General features: G+C 64.4%; 16 protein-coding genes. 10 read left to right on the top strand and 6 right to left on the bottom strand.

Annotated elements, in window-relative coordinates:
* Window positions 1–49 precede the first annotated feature (49 nt).
* Window positions 50–748 carry a ribose-5-phosphate isomerase RpiA gene (gene rpiA, locus HNS03_RS14855; protein WP_367196418.1) on the bottom strand — a complete coding sequence of 233 codons (699 nt, stop codon included), beginning with the start codon at window positions 746–748 and terminating at the stop codon, window positions 50–52.
* 235 nt (window positions 749–983) lie between these two features.
* Between rpiA and HNS03_RS14850 the strand changes: the two genes are divergently transcribed.
* Window positions 984–1,667, top strand: coding sequence for an HAD-IA family hydrolase (locus HNS03_RS14850; RefSeq protein ID WP_367196290.1), 684 nt, complete (start codon window positions 984–986; stop codon window positions 1,665–1,667).
* A gap of 60 nt (window positions 1,668–1,727) precedes the next feature.
* Here the strand turns inward: HNS03_RS14850 and HNS03_RS14845 are convergent, their stop codons facing one another.
* From HNS03_RS14845 to HNS03_RS14830, 4 genes are read right to left on the bottom strand one after another with little or no spacing between them, the layout of a single operon-like run.
* The gene (locus HNS03_RS14845; protein ID WP_367196289.1) at window positions 1,728–4,484 is read right to left on the bottom strand and encodes an ATP-binding protein; all 2,757 of its coding nucleotides are present in this window, start codon (window positions 4,482–4,484) and stop codon (window positions 1,728–1,730) included.
* A gap of 9 nt (window positions 4,485–4,493) precedes the next feature.
* On the bottom strand, window positions 4,494–4,730 hold the full coding sequence (locus tag HNS03_RS14840) for a hypothetical protein (protein WP_367196288.1): 237 nt from the start codon (window positions 4,728–4,730) through the stop codon (window positions 4,494–4,496).
* The gene (locus HNS03_RS14835) at window positions 4,720–5,139 is read right to left on the bottom strand and encodes a response regulator transcription factor (protein WP_367196287.1); all 420 of its coding nucleotides are present in this window, start codon (window positions 5,137–5,139) and stop codon (window positions 4,720–4,722) included. The genes HNS03_RS14840 and HNS03_RS14835 overlap by 11 nt, the downstream gene beginning before the upstream one ends.
* Entirely contained in the window at window positions 5,126–6,757 is a 1,632-nt protein-coding gene (locus tag HNS03_RS14830) for a helix-turn-helix domain-containing protein (RefSeq protein WP_367196286.1), read from the bottom strand. Before HNS03_RS14830 ends, HNS03_RS14835 begins: the two co-directional genes overlap by 14 nt.
* Window positions 6,758–6,969: 212 nt before the next feature.
* Between HNS03_RS14830 and HNS03_RS14825 the strand changes: the two genes are divergently transcribed.
* From HNS03_RS14825 to HNS03_RS14805, 5 genes are all read left to right on the top strand, one after another.
* On the top strand, window positions 6,970–8,319 hold the full coding sequence (locus tag HNS03_RS14825) for a substrate-binding protein (protein ID WP_367196285.1): 1,350 nt from the start codon (window positions 6,970–6,972) through the stop codon (window positions 8,317–8,319).
* Between the two features lie 167 nt (window positions 8,320–8,486).
* Entirely contained in the window at window positions 8,487–9,515 is a 1,029-nt protein-coding gene (locus HNS03_RS14820; protein ID WP_367196284.1) for a branched-chain amino acid ABC transporter permease, read from the top strand.
* Window positions 9,516–9,594: 79 nt separating this feature from the next.
* Entirely contained in the window at window positions 9,595–10,677 is a 1,083-nt protein-coding gene (locus HNS03_RS14815) for a branched-chain amino acid ABC transporter permease (RefSeq protein WP_367196417.1), read from the top strand.
* A 13-nt stretch (window positions 10,678–10,690) separates the two neighbouring features.
* The gene (locus HNS03_RS14810) at window positions 10,691–11,449 is read left to right on the top strand and encodes an ABC transporter ATP-binding protein (protein ID WP_367196283.1); all 759 of its coding nucleotides are present in this window, start codon (window positions 10,691–10,693) and stop codon (window positions 11,447–11,449) included.
* A gap of 14 nt (window positions 11,450–11,463) precedes the next feature.
* Complete coding sequence (locus HNS03_RS14805) at window positions 11,464–12,201, top strand: ABC transporter ATP-binding protein (protein WP_367196416.1); 738 nt, start codon at window positions 11,464–11,466, stop codon at window positions 12,199–12,201.
* A gap of 469 nt (window positions 12,202–12,670) precedes the next feature.
* On the opposite strand, the gene HNS03_RS14800 is transcribed toward HNS03_RS14805, so the two are convergent.
* Complete coding sequence (locus HNS03_RS14800; RefSeq protein WP_367196282.1) at window positions 12,671–12,979, bottom strand: hypothetical protein; 309 nt, start codon at window positions 12,977–12,979, stop codon at window positions 12,671–12,673.
* 524 nt (window positions 12,980–13,503) lie between these two features.
* On the opposite strand from HNS03_RS14800, the gene HNS03_RS14795 reads away from it, so the two are divergent.
* From HNS03_RS14795 to HNS03_RS14780, 4 genes are all read left to right on the top strand, one after another.
* Window positions 13,504–14,571 (top strand): GGDEF domain-containing protein, encoded by a 1,068-nt coding sequence (locus tag HNS03_RS14795; protein ID WP_367196281.1) that lies wholly within the window; start codon window positions 13,504–13,506, stop codon window positions 14,569–14,571.
* A gap of 157 nt (window positions 14,572–14,728) precedes the next feature.
* Window positions 14,729–15,622, top strand: coding sequence for an NAD(P)-dependent oxidoreductase (locus HNS03_RS14790; RefSeq protein WP_367196280.1), 894 nt, complete (start codon window positions 14,729–14,731; stop codon window positions 15,620–15,622).
* Between the two features lie 10 nt (window positions 15,623–15,632).
* Window positions 15,633–16,766, top strand: a complete 1,134-nt coding sequence (locus HNS03_RS14785; protein ID WP_367196279.1) for an alpha-hydroxy acid oxidase — start codon at window positions 15,633–15,635, stop codon at window positions 16,764–16,766.
* Between the two features lie 63 nt (window positions 16,767–16,829).
* Window positions 16,830–17,609, top strand: coding sequence for an HpcH/HpaI aldolase/citrate lyase family protein (locus tag HNS03_RS14780; protein ID WP_367196278.1), 780 nt, complete (start codon window positions 16,830–16,832; stop codon window positions 17,607–17,609).
* The last annotated feature ends 143 nt before the right edge of the window (window positions 17,610–17,752 follow it).

Here is a 17,752-nt window from a genome sequence, read left to right as displayed (position 1 = left end):
ATGGTTCATACGCCCCGCCTGCCGCACGATGGGCCGAACAACGCCCTCTTCATGCCTGGGACAGGTGAATGACCTCATCCGCGCCGGCGATCAAGGCTCCCGTGGCCAGGCCAATGAACAGGCCGTGCTCGACGACCCCGGGAATGTGCAGCAGCCGATCGGCCAACACTTCCGGGTCGGGAATCCGTCCGAACGCGGCATCGACGATCACATGTCCGCCATCCGTCACGAACACGCCGCCGTCCGCCGCTTTGCGCACGGTCAGCTCCCCGGCAAGCTCGAGCGCATCGGCCGCAGCCCGAATAGCGCGCACCGAAGCCCCCAATCCGAACGGGACCACCTCGATCGGTAACGGAAAGGCCCCAAGGACGTCGACCCTTTTGGAGGAATCCGCAATCACCAACATCTGATGGGATGCCGCCGCCACGATCTTTTCCCGCAACAGCGCCCCGCCGCCGCCCTTGATCAGGCGAAGCTTGGGATCGATCTCGTCGGCACCGTCGATCGTCAGATCCAGCTCGGGCGTCTCATCGAGAGTGGACAGCGGGATCTTCAGCTCCTGCGCCAACGCCGCCGTGCGTTCGGAGGTCGGGACGCCCACCACCGTCAGGCCTTCCGCGACCCGCTCGGCCAGCCCGCGAACGAAAGCTTCCGCCGTCGAGCCCGTGCCAAGACCGAGGCGCATGCCGCGCTCCACATGGCTAACCGCCGCGTGCGCCGCACGCTCTTTCATCGCCGCAGGATCAATCTGACCGCTCATGCCCTCATCCTCGATAGCTTCTCGCCACGCCCGCCTGGATGCAAAAGACAACCGGAAAGCTGTGGCAAGAGGCGCGCTGGCCTTAGCATAGGTCAACACGATCCGTCACGCCGAGGGGCGCCCATCCACCATTTGCATTCGCCCAATCGAGCGTTCGCAGACGGTGCGCGCATGGGCCGATCCTGCTATGGCAGCCACAAACCCCGTCCCTCTGGAGCCAGACATGACCGCCGCTTCCTTGCTGGTGTTCGACCTCGACGGAACTCTGATCGAGACCGCACCGGACCTGACCGCCTCGCTCAACACCGTCCTTGCGCTGGAAGGCTTGCCCCACGCCGATGTCTTTCGAGCCCGCTCGATGATCGGACACGGTGCGCGCGCCATGATCGTCCAAGCCTTGAAGGATCTCGAGGAACCGGCCTCCGACGCCCGTGTCGACCGGCTGCTTGCGGTGTTCCTGGACCACTACGAGGCCAACATCGCGGTCGCGAGCCACCCCTATCCCGGCCTCCTGGACGCGCTCGACCGGCTTTCCGACGCCGGCTGGCAGTTCGCCGTGTGCACCAACAAGCGCGCGCCACTGGCCGTTAAACTGCTCGACGCGCTCGACCTATCGGCCCGGTTCCAGACCATTGCCGGCCCCGATACCTTCGGGGTCGCCAAGCCCAACCCCAACCATCTGTTGCGCACGATCGCACGCGCCGGCGGCCAAGCCGATCGGGCGATCATGGTCGGCGACTCCCGCACCGACGTCGACACGGCGCGGGCAGCCGCAACGCCGGTGATCGGCGTGGATTTCGGCTACACCGAAGTGCCGATGCAGGAGATCGGGCCCGACCTCCTGATCAGCCACTATGAAGAGCTGGAAGCGGCCGTCGATCGGCTGTCGCGCCCCTGGGCGGCCTGACGGCTGTTTCCCAAAGCAATTTCTTACGGAAAGCCGAGTCCCGCTTTTCCTGAAACTGCCCTATTTCGCCGCGTCGACAATCTCCGGGCCGGGGGTGTGGCGGTGCGACACCGGTAACGTAACAGAGAAAATCGAGCCGGTGGGCCCGGTCGAGACCAGACGGATATCGCCGCCGAACACCCGCATGATCTGCAGCGAAATCGCAAGCCCAAGGCCGCTTCCCTTGGCATCACCGGCGCGCTCGTTCCAGGCGCGGGAGAACTTGGTGAAGAGATGGGCGCGATCCTCCGACGGGATGCCGGGCCCATTGTCGACAATGCGAAAATCCACGCGCCCATCCTGAACCGAAAACGACATTCGCACAAAGGGATCGGCGGATGTGTTGAACTTGATCGCATTGGACAAGAGGTTCACGAACACCTGCTTGAGCCGGTCGGGATCGGCATCGACGTGGGCCGGCCAGGTCACCGGCACGAAGGTGAGCCGGACCCCGCAACGCTCGGCCAGCCCCGTCATGACGGCGATCGCGTCCTGCAGCACCTGCGCGGCGTCGATCGTTTCCATGTTCCAGTTGATCTGGCCGCTTTCCATCCTGTTGAGATCCAGGATCTCGTCGAGAAGCCGGGTGAGACGCCGGCTCTCCTGATCGATGATCGCCACGAAACGTTGGGCACGCGCCTCGTCGAGCCCGTCCTCATGGACAAGCAATTCGGCGAAGGAGCGGATCGAGGTCATCGGCGTCCGGAGTTCATGGCTGACGCGGCTTAAGAAGTCGTCCTTCATCTTGTCGAGCTGGGTAAGCTTTTCGTTGGCATCGCGGAGTTCGCCGGCGATCCGCTCCAGCTCGACAGATTTGCGCTCCAGCTCGCGCGAATATCGGATCGCCTCGCGGGTCTCGTCGAGAAGCGCCATCACGGTATCGACGGCAATCGGCTCGCCCTTGGCAATCCGCGACACCATCAACCCGGCCGACGAGGCGCCGATGCCGCTGGCAAGCTGGCGTTCGACCAGCGCGATGAATTGCGGGTCCGGCAGCGGCAAGCGGCCGGGGCGCCCCTGGCGCATCGCCTGGGCTTCGAACACGGATGCCGTACGCTCCGCCCCAAGAATGCGCTCGCTCAGCCGGTAGAGGTCTTCCGCCCGCGCCGAACGGGGCAGAACCGGCTCCGCCGACGCCGGAGAACGGTCGAACACATCCACGAACAGCGCGCTCTGCAGCCGCTCGATCGGCGACTGGGATGTAAAGATCGACACGAATATGTACGCCGTCAGGTTGGCGCCAAAGCTCCAGAACAACGAATGGACAAGAGGATCCCAACCGTGGAGGCCGAACAGCGCAGTCGGCCGCAGCACGTCGAGATCGAACACGCCGTGCTCCACCAGCCAGCCGATATTCCAGCCGCCGGCTGCCAGGCTCGGCACCAGCAGCGTATAGGCCCAAACTACGAAGCCGATCACGAGCCCAGAGAGCGCGCCGTCGCGGGTTGCCCGGCGCCAGTAGATCCCGCCCACCAGCGCCGGCAGGAACTGCGCCACGCCGACGAACGAGATCAGGCCGATGGAGGCAAGCCCGTTTGCTCCCGCCGTGGTGCGATAATAGAGATAGCCGAGGGCCAGAATCGCGACGATCGAAATGCGGCGGATGAATAAGACCGTCTGCGAGAGGTCGCTGTCGGACGTGCTCTCGATCAGCCGGGTGCGCAGAAGAAGCGGCGTGATCAGATGGTTGGAAATCATGATCGACAGCGCGATCGATGACAGGATCACCATCGAGGTCGCCGCCGACAGCCCGCCGATGAAGGCGAGGATGGCCAGCTCCTCGTAGCCGGCGGCGAGCGGCACGGTAAGCACGTAGAGATCCGGATTGGCGCCGACGGGAAGCAGCGTCATGCCGGCCAGCGCGATCGGCACCACGAACAGGCTGATCAGCAGCAGATAGAGCGGGAACAGCCAGGCGGCGGTGAACAGGTGGCGCTCGTCCTGGTTCTCCACCACCGCCACCTGGAACTGGCGCGGCAGACAGACGATCGCCGCAGCCGACAGAAAGCTGATCGCGATCCAGCGCGTCTCGTCGGATTGGGCGAGCGTGGCGAGATGGGCGACCTTGGGAGACCATTCGCCGGAGAAGACGCCGGGCATCCCCTCGCCCGAGAGGCCGGCCACAACGAGAACGCCGACGCCGACCAGCGCCAGCAACTTGACCATGGATTCGAACGCGATCGCCGCCACGACGCCCGGATGGCTTTCGTCGGCGCCGATCTTACGGGTGCCGAACAGGATGACGAAGGCCGCCATGCAGGCCGCAACCCAGAAGCCGGTGTCGCTCAGAAAGCCGGGGCGCGGCGCCGTGCCGTCGGCAAACGGGGACGGCCGGGCGATCGCCTCGAAGCTGGTGGCGACGGCCTTGAGCTGCAGCGCGATGTAAGGTGCGATCGCCACGATCGCAATCAGCGTGACGACGGCGGAAATCGCCGAGCTCTTACCGTAGCGGGCGGAGACGAAATCGGCGATGGAGGTGAGCTGCTGGTTGCGCGAGATCCGGACCAGTTTGCGCAGAAGCAGCCACCAGCCGACGAACACGAAGGTCGGCCCGATATAGATCGTGGCGAATTCCACGCCGTTGCGCGCCGCCGACCCGACCGCCCCGTAGAAGGTCCAGGAGGTGCAATAGACGGCGAGCGAGAGGGTGTAGACGATCGGAGAACGGATGAAGCCGGTGCGTCCGCGCTCCGCCCGCCGGTCGCTCACGAAGGCGAGCAGGAACAGTCCGCCGAGATAGAGGGCTGCGACCGCAACGATGACCTCCGGCTCGAGCATCGCTGCGCCTCAGTTGCCATCCCAGGGTGGCGCTTTTGCGCTCTCCTCGTCCCGGAAGAGCCTGCGCGCAAGCCACGCGGTGGCGCCAATGAAGACGAGCCAGACCAGGAACAGGTAGGCGTGGAGCAAGGGGATTCCGCCGATCAGCATGGGGCGGTCGAACAGGAGCAGGACCGGCGGCATCAACAGGATGACCAGCGCCGCCGGCAACGCCCACTTCAAGTCGGAGACGCCATCACTCCGCATCCGCGCCTCCGCCGACGAGCCGACGCACCCGCCCGATCAGATCCTGGTTGGAAAACGGCTTGGTCACGAAATCGTCCGCTCCCAGATCGATCATCTGCTTGCGATCGGTGTCCTGCCCCTTGGCCGTCAGCACCAGGACCGGAACCCCTGCCCCGTGCGGCATCTGGCGCAAACGCCGGAGCACGTCGAAGCCGTTCTCGCTCGGGATCATCGTGTCCAGAATCAACAAATCCGGCGGGGCGGCGGCGAGGCGATCGAGCGCGATCGCGCCGTCGCGCACGGACTCCACCCGGTAGCCCTGGCGTTCCAAAAGAAATGTCAGCGATTCGACGATAAAGGGCTCGTCTTCGGCGATCAGGACACGGGGTGGACCTCCCTTTTCAAGATGTCCCGGATCAATCTCCGCCATTGGCTGCATGTGCCTCCCCACTGGTGTTTTGTTGTTGTGCGTGACTGTCGGCGTCCCCGGCCTCCGCCACGTTGATTTCGCGCAAGGCTTGCCGGAAAACCGGCGGATGCGCCCGCTGCTCGCAGCCCTCGCGACGACAGGACCGGCATTCGAAGCCAACGCGTGCGATCAGGCTGTCGCGACGCGAGGCATAGGCGTCGCCGTAGACAACCCGATCGGCATGGTGCGCCTCGCAGCCGAGCATGACCGAAAACACCGTTTGAGGGCGGCCGTGAGCGGTTGCAACCTTTGTCACACGTCGCGCGATAAAGAGAAAGCGCGCACCGTCCGGCATGGCAGCGAATTGACTCACCACCTGGTCGGGGCTCGTCAGCGCCGAATAGATCGCCCAACGGGGACAGGCGCCGCCGAATTCCGGCATTCTGAGGCCGGGAATGGAGAAGCGCTTGGAGATGTTGCCGGCCGGATCGGTGCGCAAAAAGGCGAACGGGACGCCCTCCGCACCCGGCGCTCTGAGCGTCACCAGCCGATGAGCGGCCTGCTCGAAGCTCGCCCCGAAGCGGGCGCCGAGTCCGTCGAGATCGTAGCGTAAATCCTCCGCGGCTTCGTAGAACGGCGCGTAGGGAAACAGCAGCGCCCCCGCCGCATAGCGAGCCAGCGCGCGCTTGGCCCTGAGGCGAGCTTCGGCGCTGGAAAATTTCGCCGTGGCGACGAGCTCATCGAAGGCCGGGCCGATTTCCAGTTCGCACAGCCGTTGCGCGAGACGAAACCGCACCGTCGTGACCGGTGCCCCTTCCGCCAGACAGAGCCGGCGCGCAGCCGGCTCGCCGCCCGCGTCCCCTGTCGCGGAGCTCACTTCAATGCCGTGGCACTCCGCCAACCGTTCCGCCAGCGCGTCGGCGGACAACAAGCGCCCGCCGCTAATCTCGGAGCGAAGCGCCGTGGCCGCCTCTTCGATCGGCGGAAAATGGTTGCGGTTGTCGATGATGAAGTCGTCGACTTCGCGCGCCGGCGAACTCGGGCGCAACGTATCGCCGGAGTGCTCCAGCGTGTCGATCACCGCGCGGGCACTGGAGGTCAGCGCATCGCTCTCGCTGGCGATGATGCCGGCGAAGCGCCGCCGCTCGGCGGCTTCGAGATCCTCGTGCTCGGCCAGGATCTCCGAAAAGGAGCGCACCGAGGTAATCTGGGTCAACATCTGGTGGCTGAGCGCCATCAACTCTGGATCGCGGCTCAAGCGCTCCGACAGAGCAAGGGCCGTCTCGGTGGCATCCTGCAGGCTGCGGTGCATGCGGATGAAAGCACGCGCCCAATCCGGATAACGACCGACCAGCCCGGCCGCAGTATCGGCGTCGAGTTCCTCGTGCCCGAGCGCCCGCGCAAGCTCCATCAGCGCTTCCACCAGGCGGCTGTCGTGGTCGGCGGTCAGATAGTCCAGATCGAGGTCGAGGGCGTCGGCGATCCGCCGCAGAAGCTTGCCGCCGATATAGCGTTTGTCGTGCTCGATAAGGCTCAAATAGGCCGGCGAAATATCGACCTCGGCGGCCAGTTCCGCCTGCGCCAATCCGGCCGCGCGCCGGCGTTCGCGAATGCGCTGTCCGATCGGAACGCGGACCACCACTCAACCTCCCCGTTATCGGCCCGTTCGGGCTCGTTTGGCCGTTTGTAAAGTTCTTAACAGCCATTCACGGCCATGCGACCGGAATTTACAGAACTTTGCAAGTCCCCCGCTTCGCCATTGCCGGTTGCACAGCCCATGGCGTAGCCATTTGGGAGAGCGGATCGCTCGAGCTGGTTGTAGTCCGCTCAAACAAGATCCGGGAGGAAACCATGAGCATTCTGAAGACCGGGACGTCCCGTCGGACGGTCCTGAAGAGCGGTGCCGTTCTGGCCGGCACGGCGATTGCCACCCCCCAGTTGTTCATTCGCCGCGCATCCGCCGCGGACTATCTGAACGCCCCCACGGGATCGACGGTCACGCTGGGCTTCAACGTGCCGCAGACCGGTCCCTACGCAGACGAAGGCGCGGACGAGCTGCGGGCCTACCAGCTCGCCGTCGAGCACCTCAATGGCGAGGGCGACGGCGGAATGCTCAACACTATGAAACCGACCGCACTGAAGGGGAACGGTGTCCTCGGCAAGAAGGTCGAATACGTCACCGGCGACACCCAGACCAAATCCGACGCCGCTCGCGCATCCGCCAAGCGAATGATCGAGAAGGACGGCGCGATCATGATTACCGGTGGCTCGTCCTCCGGCGTCGCCATCGCGGTGCAGTCGCTCTGCCAGGAGACCGGCGTGATCTTCATGGCCGGCCTGACCCACTCCAACGACACTACCGGCAAGGACAAGCGGGCGAATGGCTTCCGCCACTTCTTCAACGCCTACATGTCCGGCGCCGCACTCGCTCCGGTGCTGGAGAAGGCCTACGGCAAGGATCGCCGTGCCTACCACTTGACCGCCGACTACACCTGGGGCTGGACTCAGGAGGAATCGATCAAGAACTCCACCGAGAATATCGGGTGGGAGACGGTGGCCACGGTCCGCACCCCGCTCGGCGCCGGCGACTTCTCGCAATACATCACCCCGGTCCTCAATTCCGGGGCCGACGTCCTGATCCTGAATCACTACGGCAAGGACATGGTGAACTCGCTCACCCAGGCGGTTCAGTTCGGCCTTAAGGAAAAGCAGGCCAACGGCAAGAATTTCGAGATCGTGGTGCCGCTCTATTCCGAGCTGATGGCCCAGGGCGCCGGCGAAGCGGTGAAGGGCATCTACGGCTCCGCCAACTGGGACTGGAAGCTGAAGAACCCCGGCACCGAGGCGTTCGTGAAATCGTTCGGCCAGAAATACGGCCAGCCGCCGAGCCAGGCTGCCCAGACCTGCTACGTGCAGACGCTGCTTTATGCCGACGCCGCCGAACGGGCCGGAACCTTCAACCCGTGCGCAGTGATCAAGGAGCTGGAAGGCTTCGAGTTCGACGGCATGGGCAACGGTCCGACGCTTTATCGTGCCGCCGACCATCAATGCTTCAAGAAAGTGCTGGTCGTGAAGGGCAACGAGAACCCGACCAACCAGTACGACCTGCTCGAAGTCGTCGAGGAAGTGCCGGTCGATCAGGTGTGGTACGAGCCGTCGATCTTCGGCGGCGAGCTTGGAAGCTGCAACCCGGGCGCCTGACGCCCCCGGGACTGCCTCAGCCCCTTGGTTCGGCCCGTTCGCCATCCCCCCGGACGGGCCGATTACAGCGCAGCCGGACGCTGCGCGTTGCGCGTCCACCCGGCGAACCATCCCCAGTTTGTCCGGGTGGACGTCTGCATCAAGCGCCGGCGCGGAGCACAGGTCACATGGACCAGATTCTCCTGCAGATCCTCAACGGCCTCGACAAGGGCGGCGCTTACGCCCTGATCGCGCTTGGCCTCACCCTTATCTTCGGCACCCTCGGCGTCGTGAACTTCGCGCACGGCGCCTTGTTCATGCTCGGCGCGTTCTGCGCGGTCGCGTTCTACCAGGTCCTGCACCTGGAGAAGGTGACGCAAGACCCGACGCAGCTCACGCCCTGGGGCACCCCGATGGAGATCCGCCAGCCTTATATCGAGGCGTGGCTGGGCGACGCGGGCGGCGCGCTCCTGAACTTCGCGGTCCCGCTTTCGATCCTGCTCGCGATCCCCGTGATGCTCGTCATCGGCATCGTGATGGAGCGCGGACTGATCAAGCATTTCTATCGCCGACCCCACGCGGAGCAGATCCTCGTCACCTTCGGCCTTGCGGTGGTGCTTCAGGAAATCATCAAGGTCTGGTTCGGCGCCAATCCGATCCCGATCCCCGCTCCGGACATGGTCGCCGGTTCCGCCGACCTCGGAGTGGCACTCGGGTTTCCGCCGAACGCCATCTCCTATCCCTGGTGGCGGCTGGTCTATCTCTTGTTTTCGCTGCTCGTGATCGGCGCGGTGTTCGCGTTCCTGCAGTTCACCACCTTCGGCATGGTCGTGCGCGCCGGCATGGCGGACCGCGAAACCGTCGGGCTTCTCGGCATCGACATCGGCAAGCGCTTTACGATCATGTTCGGGATCGCCGCCGTCGTCGCCGGCCTGGCGGGCGTGATGTACACGCCGATCCTGCCCCCCGACTACCACATGGGCATGGACTTCCTCGTGCTGTCCTTCGTCGTGGTCGTGGTCGGCGGCATGGGCTCGCTCAGCGGCGCGGTTCTCGCAGGCTTCCTGCTCGGCATCCTGCAGTCGTTCGCCTCCATGAACGAGGTGAAATCGATTTTCCCCGGCATCGACCAGATCATCATTTATCTCGTGGCCGTTGTGATCCTCCTGGTCCGGCCGCGCGGTCTGATGGGCCGCAAGGGCGTGATGGAGGGCTGACCAGATGGGCTTCTTCGACAAGGACACTCTGCAAAGCGATCTCGTCCTGATCGCCATTTTCACCGTCGCCGTCGTGACGATGCCGATCTGGCTGCAGCCGTTCGGTGCCGCCTATCCGGACCTGATGCAGAAGTTCGCGATCTTCGGCATCTTCGCGACCGGCTTCAACATCCTGTTCGGCCTCACCGGCTACCTCTCCTTCGGCCACGCCGCATTTCTGGGTGTCGGCTCCTACACCGCCGTTTGGAGCTTCAAGCTCCTGGGCATGAACCCGATCCCGGCGGTGATCCTCGCGGTGGTGGTCGCGGGCGTGTTCGCCCTCGTCATCGGCTTCCTGTCGCTCCGGCGGACGGGCATCTACTTCTCGATCCTGACGCTCGCCTTCGCGCAGATGTGCTACAACCTCGCCTATTCGGTGCTGACCCCGATCACCAATGGCGAGACCGGTTTGCGCGTCCTGCGCTCCGATCCGCGCATCTTCGACGGCTCAGCCGAAGCGACCGGCCCGTTGGTGGCGAAACTGTTCGGCATCGACATGACCGGCATGGCGGGATTTTATTTCTGCGCCGTCATTCTGATCCTGGTCTCCTGGCTTGCGATCATGATCTTCCGCTCGCCGTTCGGCCTGATGCTCAGGGCGGTGAAGACGAACCAGAACCGGCTTGGCTACACCGGCCTTAACACCCGCCCCTATGCGCTTGCCGCCTTCGTGATCTCCGGCATGTATGCCGGGCTTGCCGGGGCGTTGATGTGCGTCACCGACCCGCTGGCGGGTGCGGAGCGCATGCAGTGGACGGCGTCGGGCGAAGTCGTCCTGATGACCATCCTCGGCGGCGCCGGCACCTTGATGGGGCCGATGCTGGGCGCAGCGCTGATCAAATATTTCGAGAATATCTTCTCGTCCTTCAACGACCGGGCGCTGGAGCAGGTTTATGCCTTCTTGCCGGACTCCGTTCGCGAAGCGGCCGTGTCCGTGTCCGGGCTGTTCGTCGGCGATGGCTGGCACCTCACCCTCGGCCTGATGTTCATGATCATCGTGATCTTCCTTCCCGGCGGCATCATCGAAGGGCTCAGGCGGCTCGGAAAACTCCTGTTCGGGCGAAGACGCACCGAGGACCGACACGTGTCGGCCCAGGACCGTCCACAAACGGCGACGCGCTGAGGGAGCGACGGGAATGGGTCTTCTCGAAGTCAATGACGTCAACAAGGCGTTCGGCGGCCTGAAAGCGCTGAACCACATCACCCTCTCGGTCAACGAGGGCTCCGTGCACGCCATCATCGGGCCCAACGGGGCGGGCAAGTCGACGCTGCTCAACTGCCTGATCGGCCGACTGATCCCCGATTCCGGCACGGTTACCTTCAACGGCCGTTCGCTGGTGGGGGTGAGGCCCTACGAGATCAACCAGGTCGGCGTCAGCCGAGTGTTTCAGACGCCGGAAATCTTCGGCGAGCTGACGCTGATCGACAACGTCATGATCCCGGCTCTGGCGCACCGCGACGGCACCTTCCGCCTCAACACCTGGACCCGGCTCGATCACGAGAACGAGGTTCGCGACAAGGCGCTGGCGGGGCTTGCCGATGTCGGCCTGGCGGAGAAAGCCGACATCGTCGCCAACAGCCTGAGCCGCGGCGACAAGCGCCGACTGGAGCTCGCCATGTGCCTGATCCAGGACCCGAAGCTGTTGCTGCTCGACGAGCCGACCGCCGGCATGGCCCGCCACGACACCAACCGGACCATCGACCTCCTGAAAGAAATCAGCGAGCGGCGCAACCAGACCATGGTGGTCATCGAACACGACATGCACGTCGTGTTTTCGCTCGCTCACTACGTCACCGTGATGGCCCAGGGCGCCGTGATCGTCGAGGACAAGCCGGAGAACATCAAAGGCAACCCGAAGGTTCAGGAAGCCTATCTGGGAGGAGCCCACCTGTGAACGCGACAGAGACTCTGACCCGCCCGGACGGCGCACCAACGGCCAGCACGAACTTCCTGAATGTCCGCGACATTCACGCCTATTACGGCGAGAGCTACATCGTGCAAGGCGTGTCGTTCCAACTGAATCGGGGCGACATCCTCGCCCTCCTCGGCCGCAACGGCGCGGGCAAGACGTCGACCCTGCGCACCATCGCGCGGGTCGGTACGCCGGACCTGAAACAGGGCGAGATCTGGCTGGAAGACACCCCCGTTCACAAAATGCGGGCGCACGAGGCCTCGCGGCGTGGCATCGCCTTGGTTCCGGAAGATCGGCGGATCATCGCTGGCCTGACGGTGGAGGAGAATATCGATCTCGCCCAGATCGCGCCGCCGATCGGTTGGCCGAAGGAGCGCATCTTCGAGCTCTTCCCCCGGCTCGGCGAGCGCCGCCGCCAGGAGGGCGTGACGCTGTCGGGCGGTGAGCAGCAGATGCTGGCCGTCGCCCGGGCGCTAGCGCGCGACGTCACATTGTTCCTGCTCGACGAGCCCTATGAAGGCCTCGCCCCGGTCATCGTCCAGGAAATCGAACGCACGCTGGAACAGATCAAGTCGATCGGGCTCACGACCATCATCGTGGAGCAGAACGCCATCGCCGCCCTCCATCTGGCCGATCGGGCACTGATCCTCGATATGGGCCAGGTCGTATTCGACGGCTCGGCACGCGAAGTGCTCGACAACGCCGAACTGCGCGAACAATATTTGGCGGTCTAGCTCATGGAGCCGTTCCGCATTTCTCGGACTTACGGAGCGGGTCTTAAGTGCGTGTTTCGGCGCGTTTCCGGACGGCCACCGGTTTCCATTTGACCTGGAAGCGCTCTAGGTCATGAACTCATAAATCCGCACGGTCCGGGCGGAGGCGATTTGGTCGAATGCCAGGAGCAAGAGCGCAGGAAACCCGGCCGGTTTTCAAGATTTTGCGACGCAGCAGTCGGGCAAATCGACCCGCTCCTTCGGACGCCGAAACGGTTTCGACCTGCTTCGTCGACCCGCTCGGACGGGGGAAAGACCCCGCCCTTCGCGGCTCTCCTGGCATCTCTTTGCCGTTTCAGGCGCCGGAACATTCGCATTTATGAGTCCATGACCTAATCGAAAACCAGACCGCCCCGGCTCTCGCGTCAAGCTCCAAGCTTCTCGATCGAGAGACGTCCGCAGGCCGCTCGGTTTCCCCCAATTGCGCGGACTATGAGCGCCGATTGCAGGTATACTGAATAATCGGACCGGTAATGAAGCCGCTGGTCTTTTCCTTCCAGCGGTTGCACTCAGCTTCGCTCGTGAAACAGCCGACGAACGAAACCGGGATGATTTGGTCCGTGGTGTCGTCTTCGACCGAGCCGGACACGCGACCGACCCATTGGGCATTCGGATTCGCGTTGCAGGACGGCGTCGCCTTTCGGATCTGATCGATCTCATAGAGCGTGTTGGCGCTGGCCACGCTGCTTGCGAGACCGAACGCCACTGCGATCGCGATCCCTGCCATTTCCATTCGCATTCCGCTCTCCCACCGCTTCCAGGACATGCCTACGCCTGGATCGGACCCGCAATTGGTGGTCGGCCACCGGTCGTGTATTCGCCGCCGCCAGACATACTATAACGGTGCCGGAAGGCGCGAACATCACATGCGCGCGACGGCTCCCGAACGCCTATTGGATTCGTCTTCGGCACGTGCCTGACCCCACCGGATCGACGCCGCAACCTTCAATATTGAAGGTTTGACAAGCGCGCTTTAGCCGCGATCGATTGCCACCGGCCTGGATCAACCTTCTCATAGCCAGATCCAACAAGCTTGTTCATGACGCGTGGCGCGCGCTCGACAACAGAAGCCCCGCGTGTTTCTTGCCCCCTCGACCCAAGACGAGAAGCGGAATCGCAAATAATTGCGCCCTCAGCAAAAAATACGCGCCATCTATAACAATTTGTACATAAAAGCCGGCCCTGCCGGATCTCCGATCCTTTGGCAGAGGCTTGGGGGCGTGCGTGCTTGATTTCACACTCGCCCTTTTTCGGAACGCAGGCATGCTCGCCTTCCTGGCGATTGCCTATGGGCTGTTTCTTCAACGTCTGAACGGGCTTGCGGCCGCCACGACGCTCGGCCTGGTCTTCGGCCTCGGCGCGGTGTTGTCGATGCTGGATCCGATCGAGATCCAGCCAGGAGTGTTTGCCGACTCACGCACCACGATGGTCGTGCTCGCAAGCTTCTTCGGCGGTCCGGTCGCCGCTACGATTTCAACACTAATCGCCGTTGCGTGCCGGATCCTGCTGGGCGGCGTCGGCACGTTGGCCGGCACTCTCGCGATCATCCTGTCCATGGTGATCGGGCTGACGGGCTACTATTGGGTCGGCCGCCGGATCGATCAGGTGCGCTACTGGCACGTCGCGTGTCTTGCTGGCATGACCGCCTTCACCACAGCGAGCCTGCTCGTCCTCCCGATCCCATTCGCATTGGACATTCTGGAACACACCGGACTTCCCGTCGTCGCGGTCCGCGTCCTCGGCGTGATCTTTCTCGGCGCGGTGATGTTGGAACAACAGCGCCGCATCCTCGCCGAAACAAGGGTGCGCGAACTCGCCTATGTCGATGAGCTCAGCGGACTGGCAAATCGCCGCGCCTTTTCGCTCCAGCTTTCCCGGGAGTGGAACCGGTGGGAACGATATGGCGAGAACTTCACCATCGTTCTGGTCGATATCGATACCTTCAAATCGATCAACGACCAATTCGGCCATCCGGTCGGCGACATCGTCATTCAGCGTCTTGCCGAGATCATGCTTGCCGAATCCCGCCACTCCGACATTGTCGCCCGCACTGGAGGCGAGGAGTTCGGTCTGCTTCTGCCCTACACCAGCAGCGAAACAGGCGGTCGTGTGGCAGAGCGCATCCGCAAGCGCGTTGCCGAAACGACGATCTTGGCGGAGGGTCGCGAGGTTCGCTTCACGGTCAGCCTGGGTGTCAGCGCCAGTGCCGATCGATACCGCTCGATGTCGAAATGCCTGTCCGGCGCAGATCGCGCCCTTTACGGCGCGAAAAAGCGTGGACGCAACATGGTGATCGTCGACACCCCCAGCCAAGCGCTCGCGAACGTTTGAGCGGCGTCGCTGCCCCTTGCGTCGGCAACGACTTCCCGGTTCTTTAGCGGGGCACGGCGAGAGTGGGGATGGGTTCGGTTCGCGTTGCATCGAAACGATCGCATTCCTGCGCCGTCACGTCGAACGACACCACCAACTCCAGAGTGATTCAACGACAATGACCGGAAACGATCTTCGCTTCGGCTTCGCCGGCCTCGGGGTGATGGGGGTGCCGATGGCTCGCCACCTGCTGGCCGCCGGTCCGACGACCGTCTGGAACCGAACCGCAAGCCGAGCGGACCCGCTAGTGGCCGAAGGCGCCGCACGAGCCGAGACGCCGGCAGCCCTTCTCGATGCCGCGGACCTGGTCGGGGTGTGTGTGCTGGACGGTGCCGCCGTGCGCGAGCTTGCCCTTGGCCCAAACGGCTTCGTGCACGCCAAGGGCAAGGCCGGCAAGGTCATCGTCGACTTCTCCACCATTGCGCCCGACCAAGCCCGCGCGATCGCGGCCGAGATGGCAGAGCATGGGATTGGATGGATCGACGCCCCCGTTTCGGGCGGCGTGCCGGCGGCAGAAGCCGCGAGCCTGATCGTGCTGGCCGGCGGCGCCGAGGAGCATATCGCCCGCGCCCACCCGCTGATCGACCTTGTATCCGCCCGGTTGACCCATCTGGGCCCTTCCGGTGCCGGCCAGCTCGCCAAGCTCTGCAACCAGATGATCGTCGCCAACAACATGATGGTGATTGCCGAAACCATCGCGTTCGGCCGTAAGGCGGGCGTCGACGTCACGCATCTCGCCGCCGCGTTAAAAGGCGGCTTTGCCGACTCCACGCCCCTGCAGATCTTCGGCCCCCGCATGGCGACCCACACGGTCGAACCCAAACTCGGCGGCATCGGCGTGATGTTGAAGGATCTCTTGATGGCGGCGGAGGCGGCAGCGGACGCGGGAGCCATCACCCCGACGTCCAGCCACACCATCGATCTCTATCGCAGCGTGGCGGAGCGCGGCGGCATGTCTCTCGACGACGATATCTCGGCCCTGGTCAATCTGTTCGACGACCAAGGCGCGTGAGGCCCGGCGCATGGATCTGACCTGCTACGACGACTTTCGCCGCGTTGCGCGCCGCCGCGTGCCGCGCCTGGCCTTCGACTATCTCGACGGCGGGTCGGGCACCGAAGCCGGCCTCGTAGAATCGGTCGCAGCCTTCGAACGCATACGGCTGATCCCGGAGAGCCTGGTCAACGTGGACCAGGTCGACACCTCCTGCGAGCTGTTCGGCCATCGGTTCGCCCAGCCGTTTGGCTTCGCGCCGCTCGGCCTGACGGGGTTGATCTGGCCCGGCACGGACATGCTGCTGGCCAAGACGGCGGTCGAACGCAACATCCCACACATCCTATCGACGGCGGCGACGACCACCATCGAGGACATCAGCCGAGCCTCCGGCGGACACTCCTGGTTCCAACTCTATGTCGCCCGCGACGAGGCCGTCGCCGACGACATCGTCGACCGGGTCGATCAGCTCGGCGTCGACGTCTTGTTCGTGACTGTCGACGTCCCGGTCCCCGGTCGGCGTCTACGCGATATACGCAATGGCCTCAAGCTGCCGCTGCAGCCTTCGTTGCGCCTTGCCGTCGACCTTGCCCGGCGCCCGTCCTGGTGCGCCGCGCTCGCGCGATCCGGTGCACCGCGGCTTGCCAATCTGGAGCGCTATGCGGACCCGGCCGCGACGGCAGGCCAGCTAGCTGCCTTCATGGCGACCCAGAGCTCCGGCCGCCTGGACTGGGCGGTGCTGGAGCGGTTGCGCAAACGTTGGCCGCGCAAGCTCGTCGTCAAAGGTATCCTGTCGCCGCAAGTCGCGGCACGGTCGAAGGAGATGGGCGCCGACGGCGTCGTGGTTTCAACCCACGGCGGACGGCAGCTCAACAGCGCAATTGCCTCGATCGATGCCCTGCCCGCGATCCGGGCGGCGGTGGGGCCGGACTTTCCGGTGTTGATCGACAGCGGTGTGCGCTCGGGCGAGCACGTCGCCAAGGCGATCGCACGTGGAGCGGATTTCGCGCTGATGGGCCGTCTGCCGCTGATGGCGATCGGTGCCTCTGGCGGCAAGGGGCTGGCGCTTGCGGTGGACCAAGTCGCCGACGACCTGGCGCGCACCCTCGCCCTTCTCGGCGTCACCTCGCTCGACCAGCTCGGACCGCATCTGGTCGCGAGCTGACCAGAGCCGAGCTCTCGCACGCCAACAACCATTTCATTCAATCCAAACAGGGAGGACTGGGGGATGCAGATCGAAACCAACCGCTTCAAGGCCGCGATCACCTCCGACACGCCCCAGATCGGGGTTTGGAGTTCGCTGTGCTCCAACATCGCCGCCGAGATTCTCGCCACGGCCGGCTTCGACTGGGTGTTGATCGACATGGAGCACGCGCCGAACGACCCGGCGAGCGTGCTGTCGCAGCTTCAAGCCTACACCGCCAGCGGCACCACGCCGGTGGTCCGCCCGCCCTGGAACGAACCGGTGATGGTGAAGCGGCTCCTGGACATCGGCTGCTTTTCGCTTCTGTTCCCGATGGTACAGACGCCCGAAGAAGCCGAAGCTGCCGTGCGCTCCTGCCGCTATCCGCCTCGCGGAACCCGCGGCGTGGCGCTGACCCATCGCGGCAACAAATTCGGACTGGCGAGCGATTATGCCGCGCGCATCGAGGACGAACTCGCCATTCTGGTTCAGATCGAGACCATGTCGGCGCTTGAGCGTGTGGACGAGATCGCCGCTGTCGACGGCGTCACCGGGGTGTTCTTCGGCCCGGCCGATCTGTCGGCGGACATGGGCCTGTTCGGCCAACTTGGTCACCCGGATTTGACGGCCGCGATCGAGCGCGGATGCCAGGCGGTTCAAGCAGCCGGCAAGCCGTCCGGCATTCTGGTGACCGACGTCGACCTGTCGGTGAACTGGCTGGAAAAGGGCATGCGGTTCGTGGCGTGCGGCACCGACGCTGGCCTGATCGCCAAAGGCGGCCGCGCGCTCAGTGCCGATGTCCGCGCCAAGGCCGGGCTATCCTGATCCGATCCGTCAGGCGGGACGCTACTCGTGACAACGCCGAGTGTGCGTTGCACAATCGTCACCGCCTCTCGCTATAGCCTGGCGGGGCGCAACCGTCCCGGCAGGCTCTCAGCGATGGACGAGCTCAGGCCACCCTCTGCGAT

It is taken from the genome of Amorphus sp. 3PC139-8 (assembly GCF_040750475.1).
Lineage (GTDB): Bacteria > Pseudomonadota > Alphaproteobacteria > Rhizobiales > Amorphaceae > Amorphus.
Note: the sequence above shows the minus strand (reverse complement) of the source record. Positions and strands in the feature narration are given on the sequence as shown.

Bases quoted from the DNA above. Each gene is read 5' to 3' on its own strand.
- HNS03_RS14815 (WP_367196417.1), top strand. From the start codon at position 9,595: ATGCCGATCTGGCTGCAGCCGTTCGGTGCCGCCTATCCGGACCTGATG.
- HNS03_RS14790 (WP_367196280.1), top strand. From the start codon at position 14,729: ATGACCGGAAACGATCTTCGCTTCGGCTTCGCCGGCCTCGGGGTGATG.
- HNS03_RS14800 (WP_367196282.1), bottom strand. From the start codon at position 12,979: ATGCGAATGGAAATGGCAGGGATCGCGATCGCAGTGGCGTTCGGTCTC.
- HNS03_RS14780 (WP_367196278.1), top strand. From the start codon at position 16,830: ATGCAGATCGAAACCAACCGCTTCAAGGCCGCGATCACCTCCGACACG.
- HNS03_RS14835 (WP_367196287.1), bottom strand. From the start codon at position 5,139: ATGGCGGAGATTGATCCGGGACATCTTGAAAAGGGAGGTCCACCCCGT.
- HNS03_RS14785 (WP_367196279.1), top strand. From the start codon at position 15,633: ATGGATCTGACCTGCTACGACGACTTTCGCCGCGTTGCGCGCCGCCGC.
- HNS03_RS14840 (WP_367196288.1), bottom strand. From the start codon at position 4,730: ATGCGGAGTGATGGCGTCTCCGACTTGAAGTGGGCGTTGCCGGCGGCG.
- HNS03_RS14820 (WP_367196284.1), top strand. From the start codon at position 8,487: ATGGACCAGATTCTCCTGCAGATCCTCAACGGCCTCGACAAGGGCGGC.
- HNS03_RS14845 (WP_367196289.1), bottom strand. From the start codon at position 4,484: ATGCTCGAGCCGGAGGTCATCGTTGCGGTCGCAGCCCTCTATCTCGGC.
- HNS03_RS14795 (WP_367196281.1), top strand. From the start codon at position 13,504: ATGCTCGCCTTCCTGGCGATTGCCTATGGGCTGTTTCTTCAACGTCTG.
- HNS03_RS14850 (WP_367196290.1), top strand. From the start codon at position 984: ATGACCGCCGCTTCCTTGCTGGTGTTCGACCTCGACGGAACTCTGATC.
- HNS03_RS14825 (WP_367196285.1), top strand. From the start codon at position 6,970: ATGAGCATTCTGAAGACCGGGACGTCCCGTCGGACGGTCCTGAAGAGC.
- HNS03_RS14810 (WP_367196283.1), top strand. From the start codon at position 10,691: ATGGGTCTTCTCGAAGTCAATGACGTCAACAAGGCGTTCGGCGGCCTG.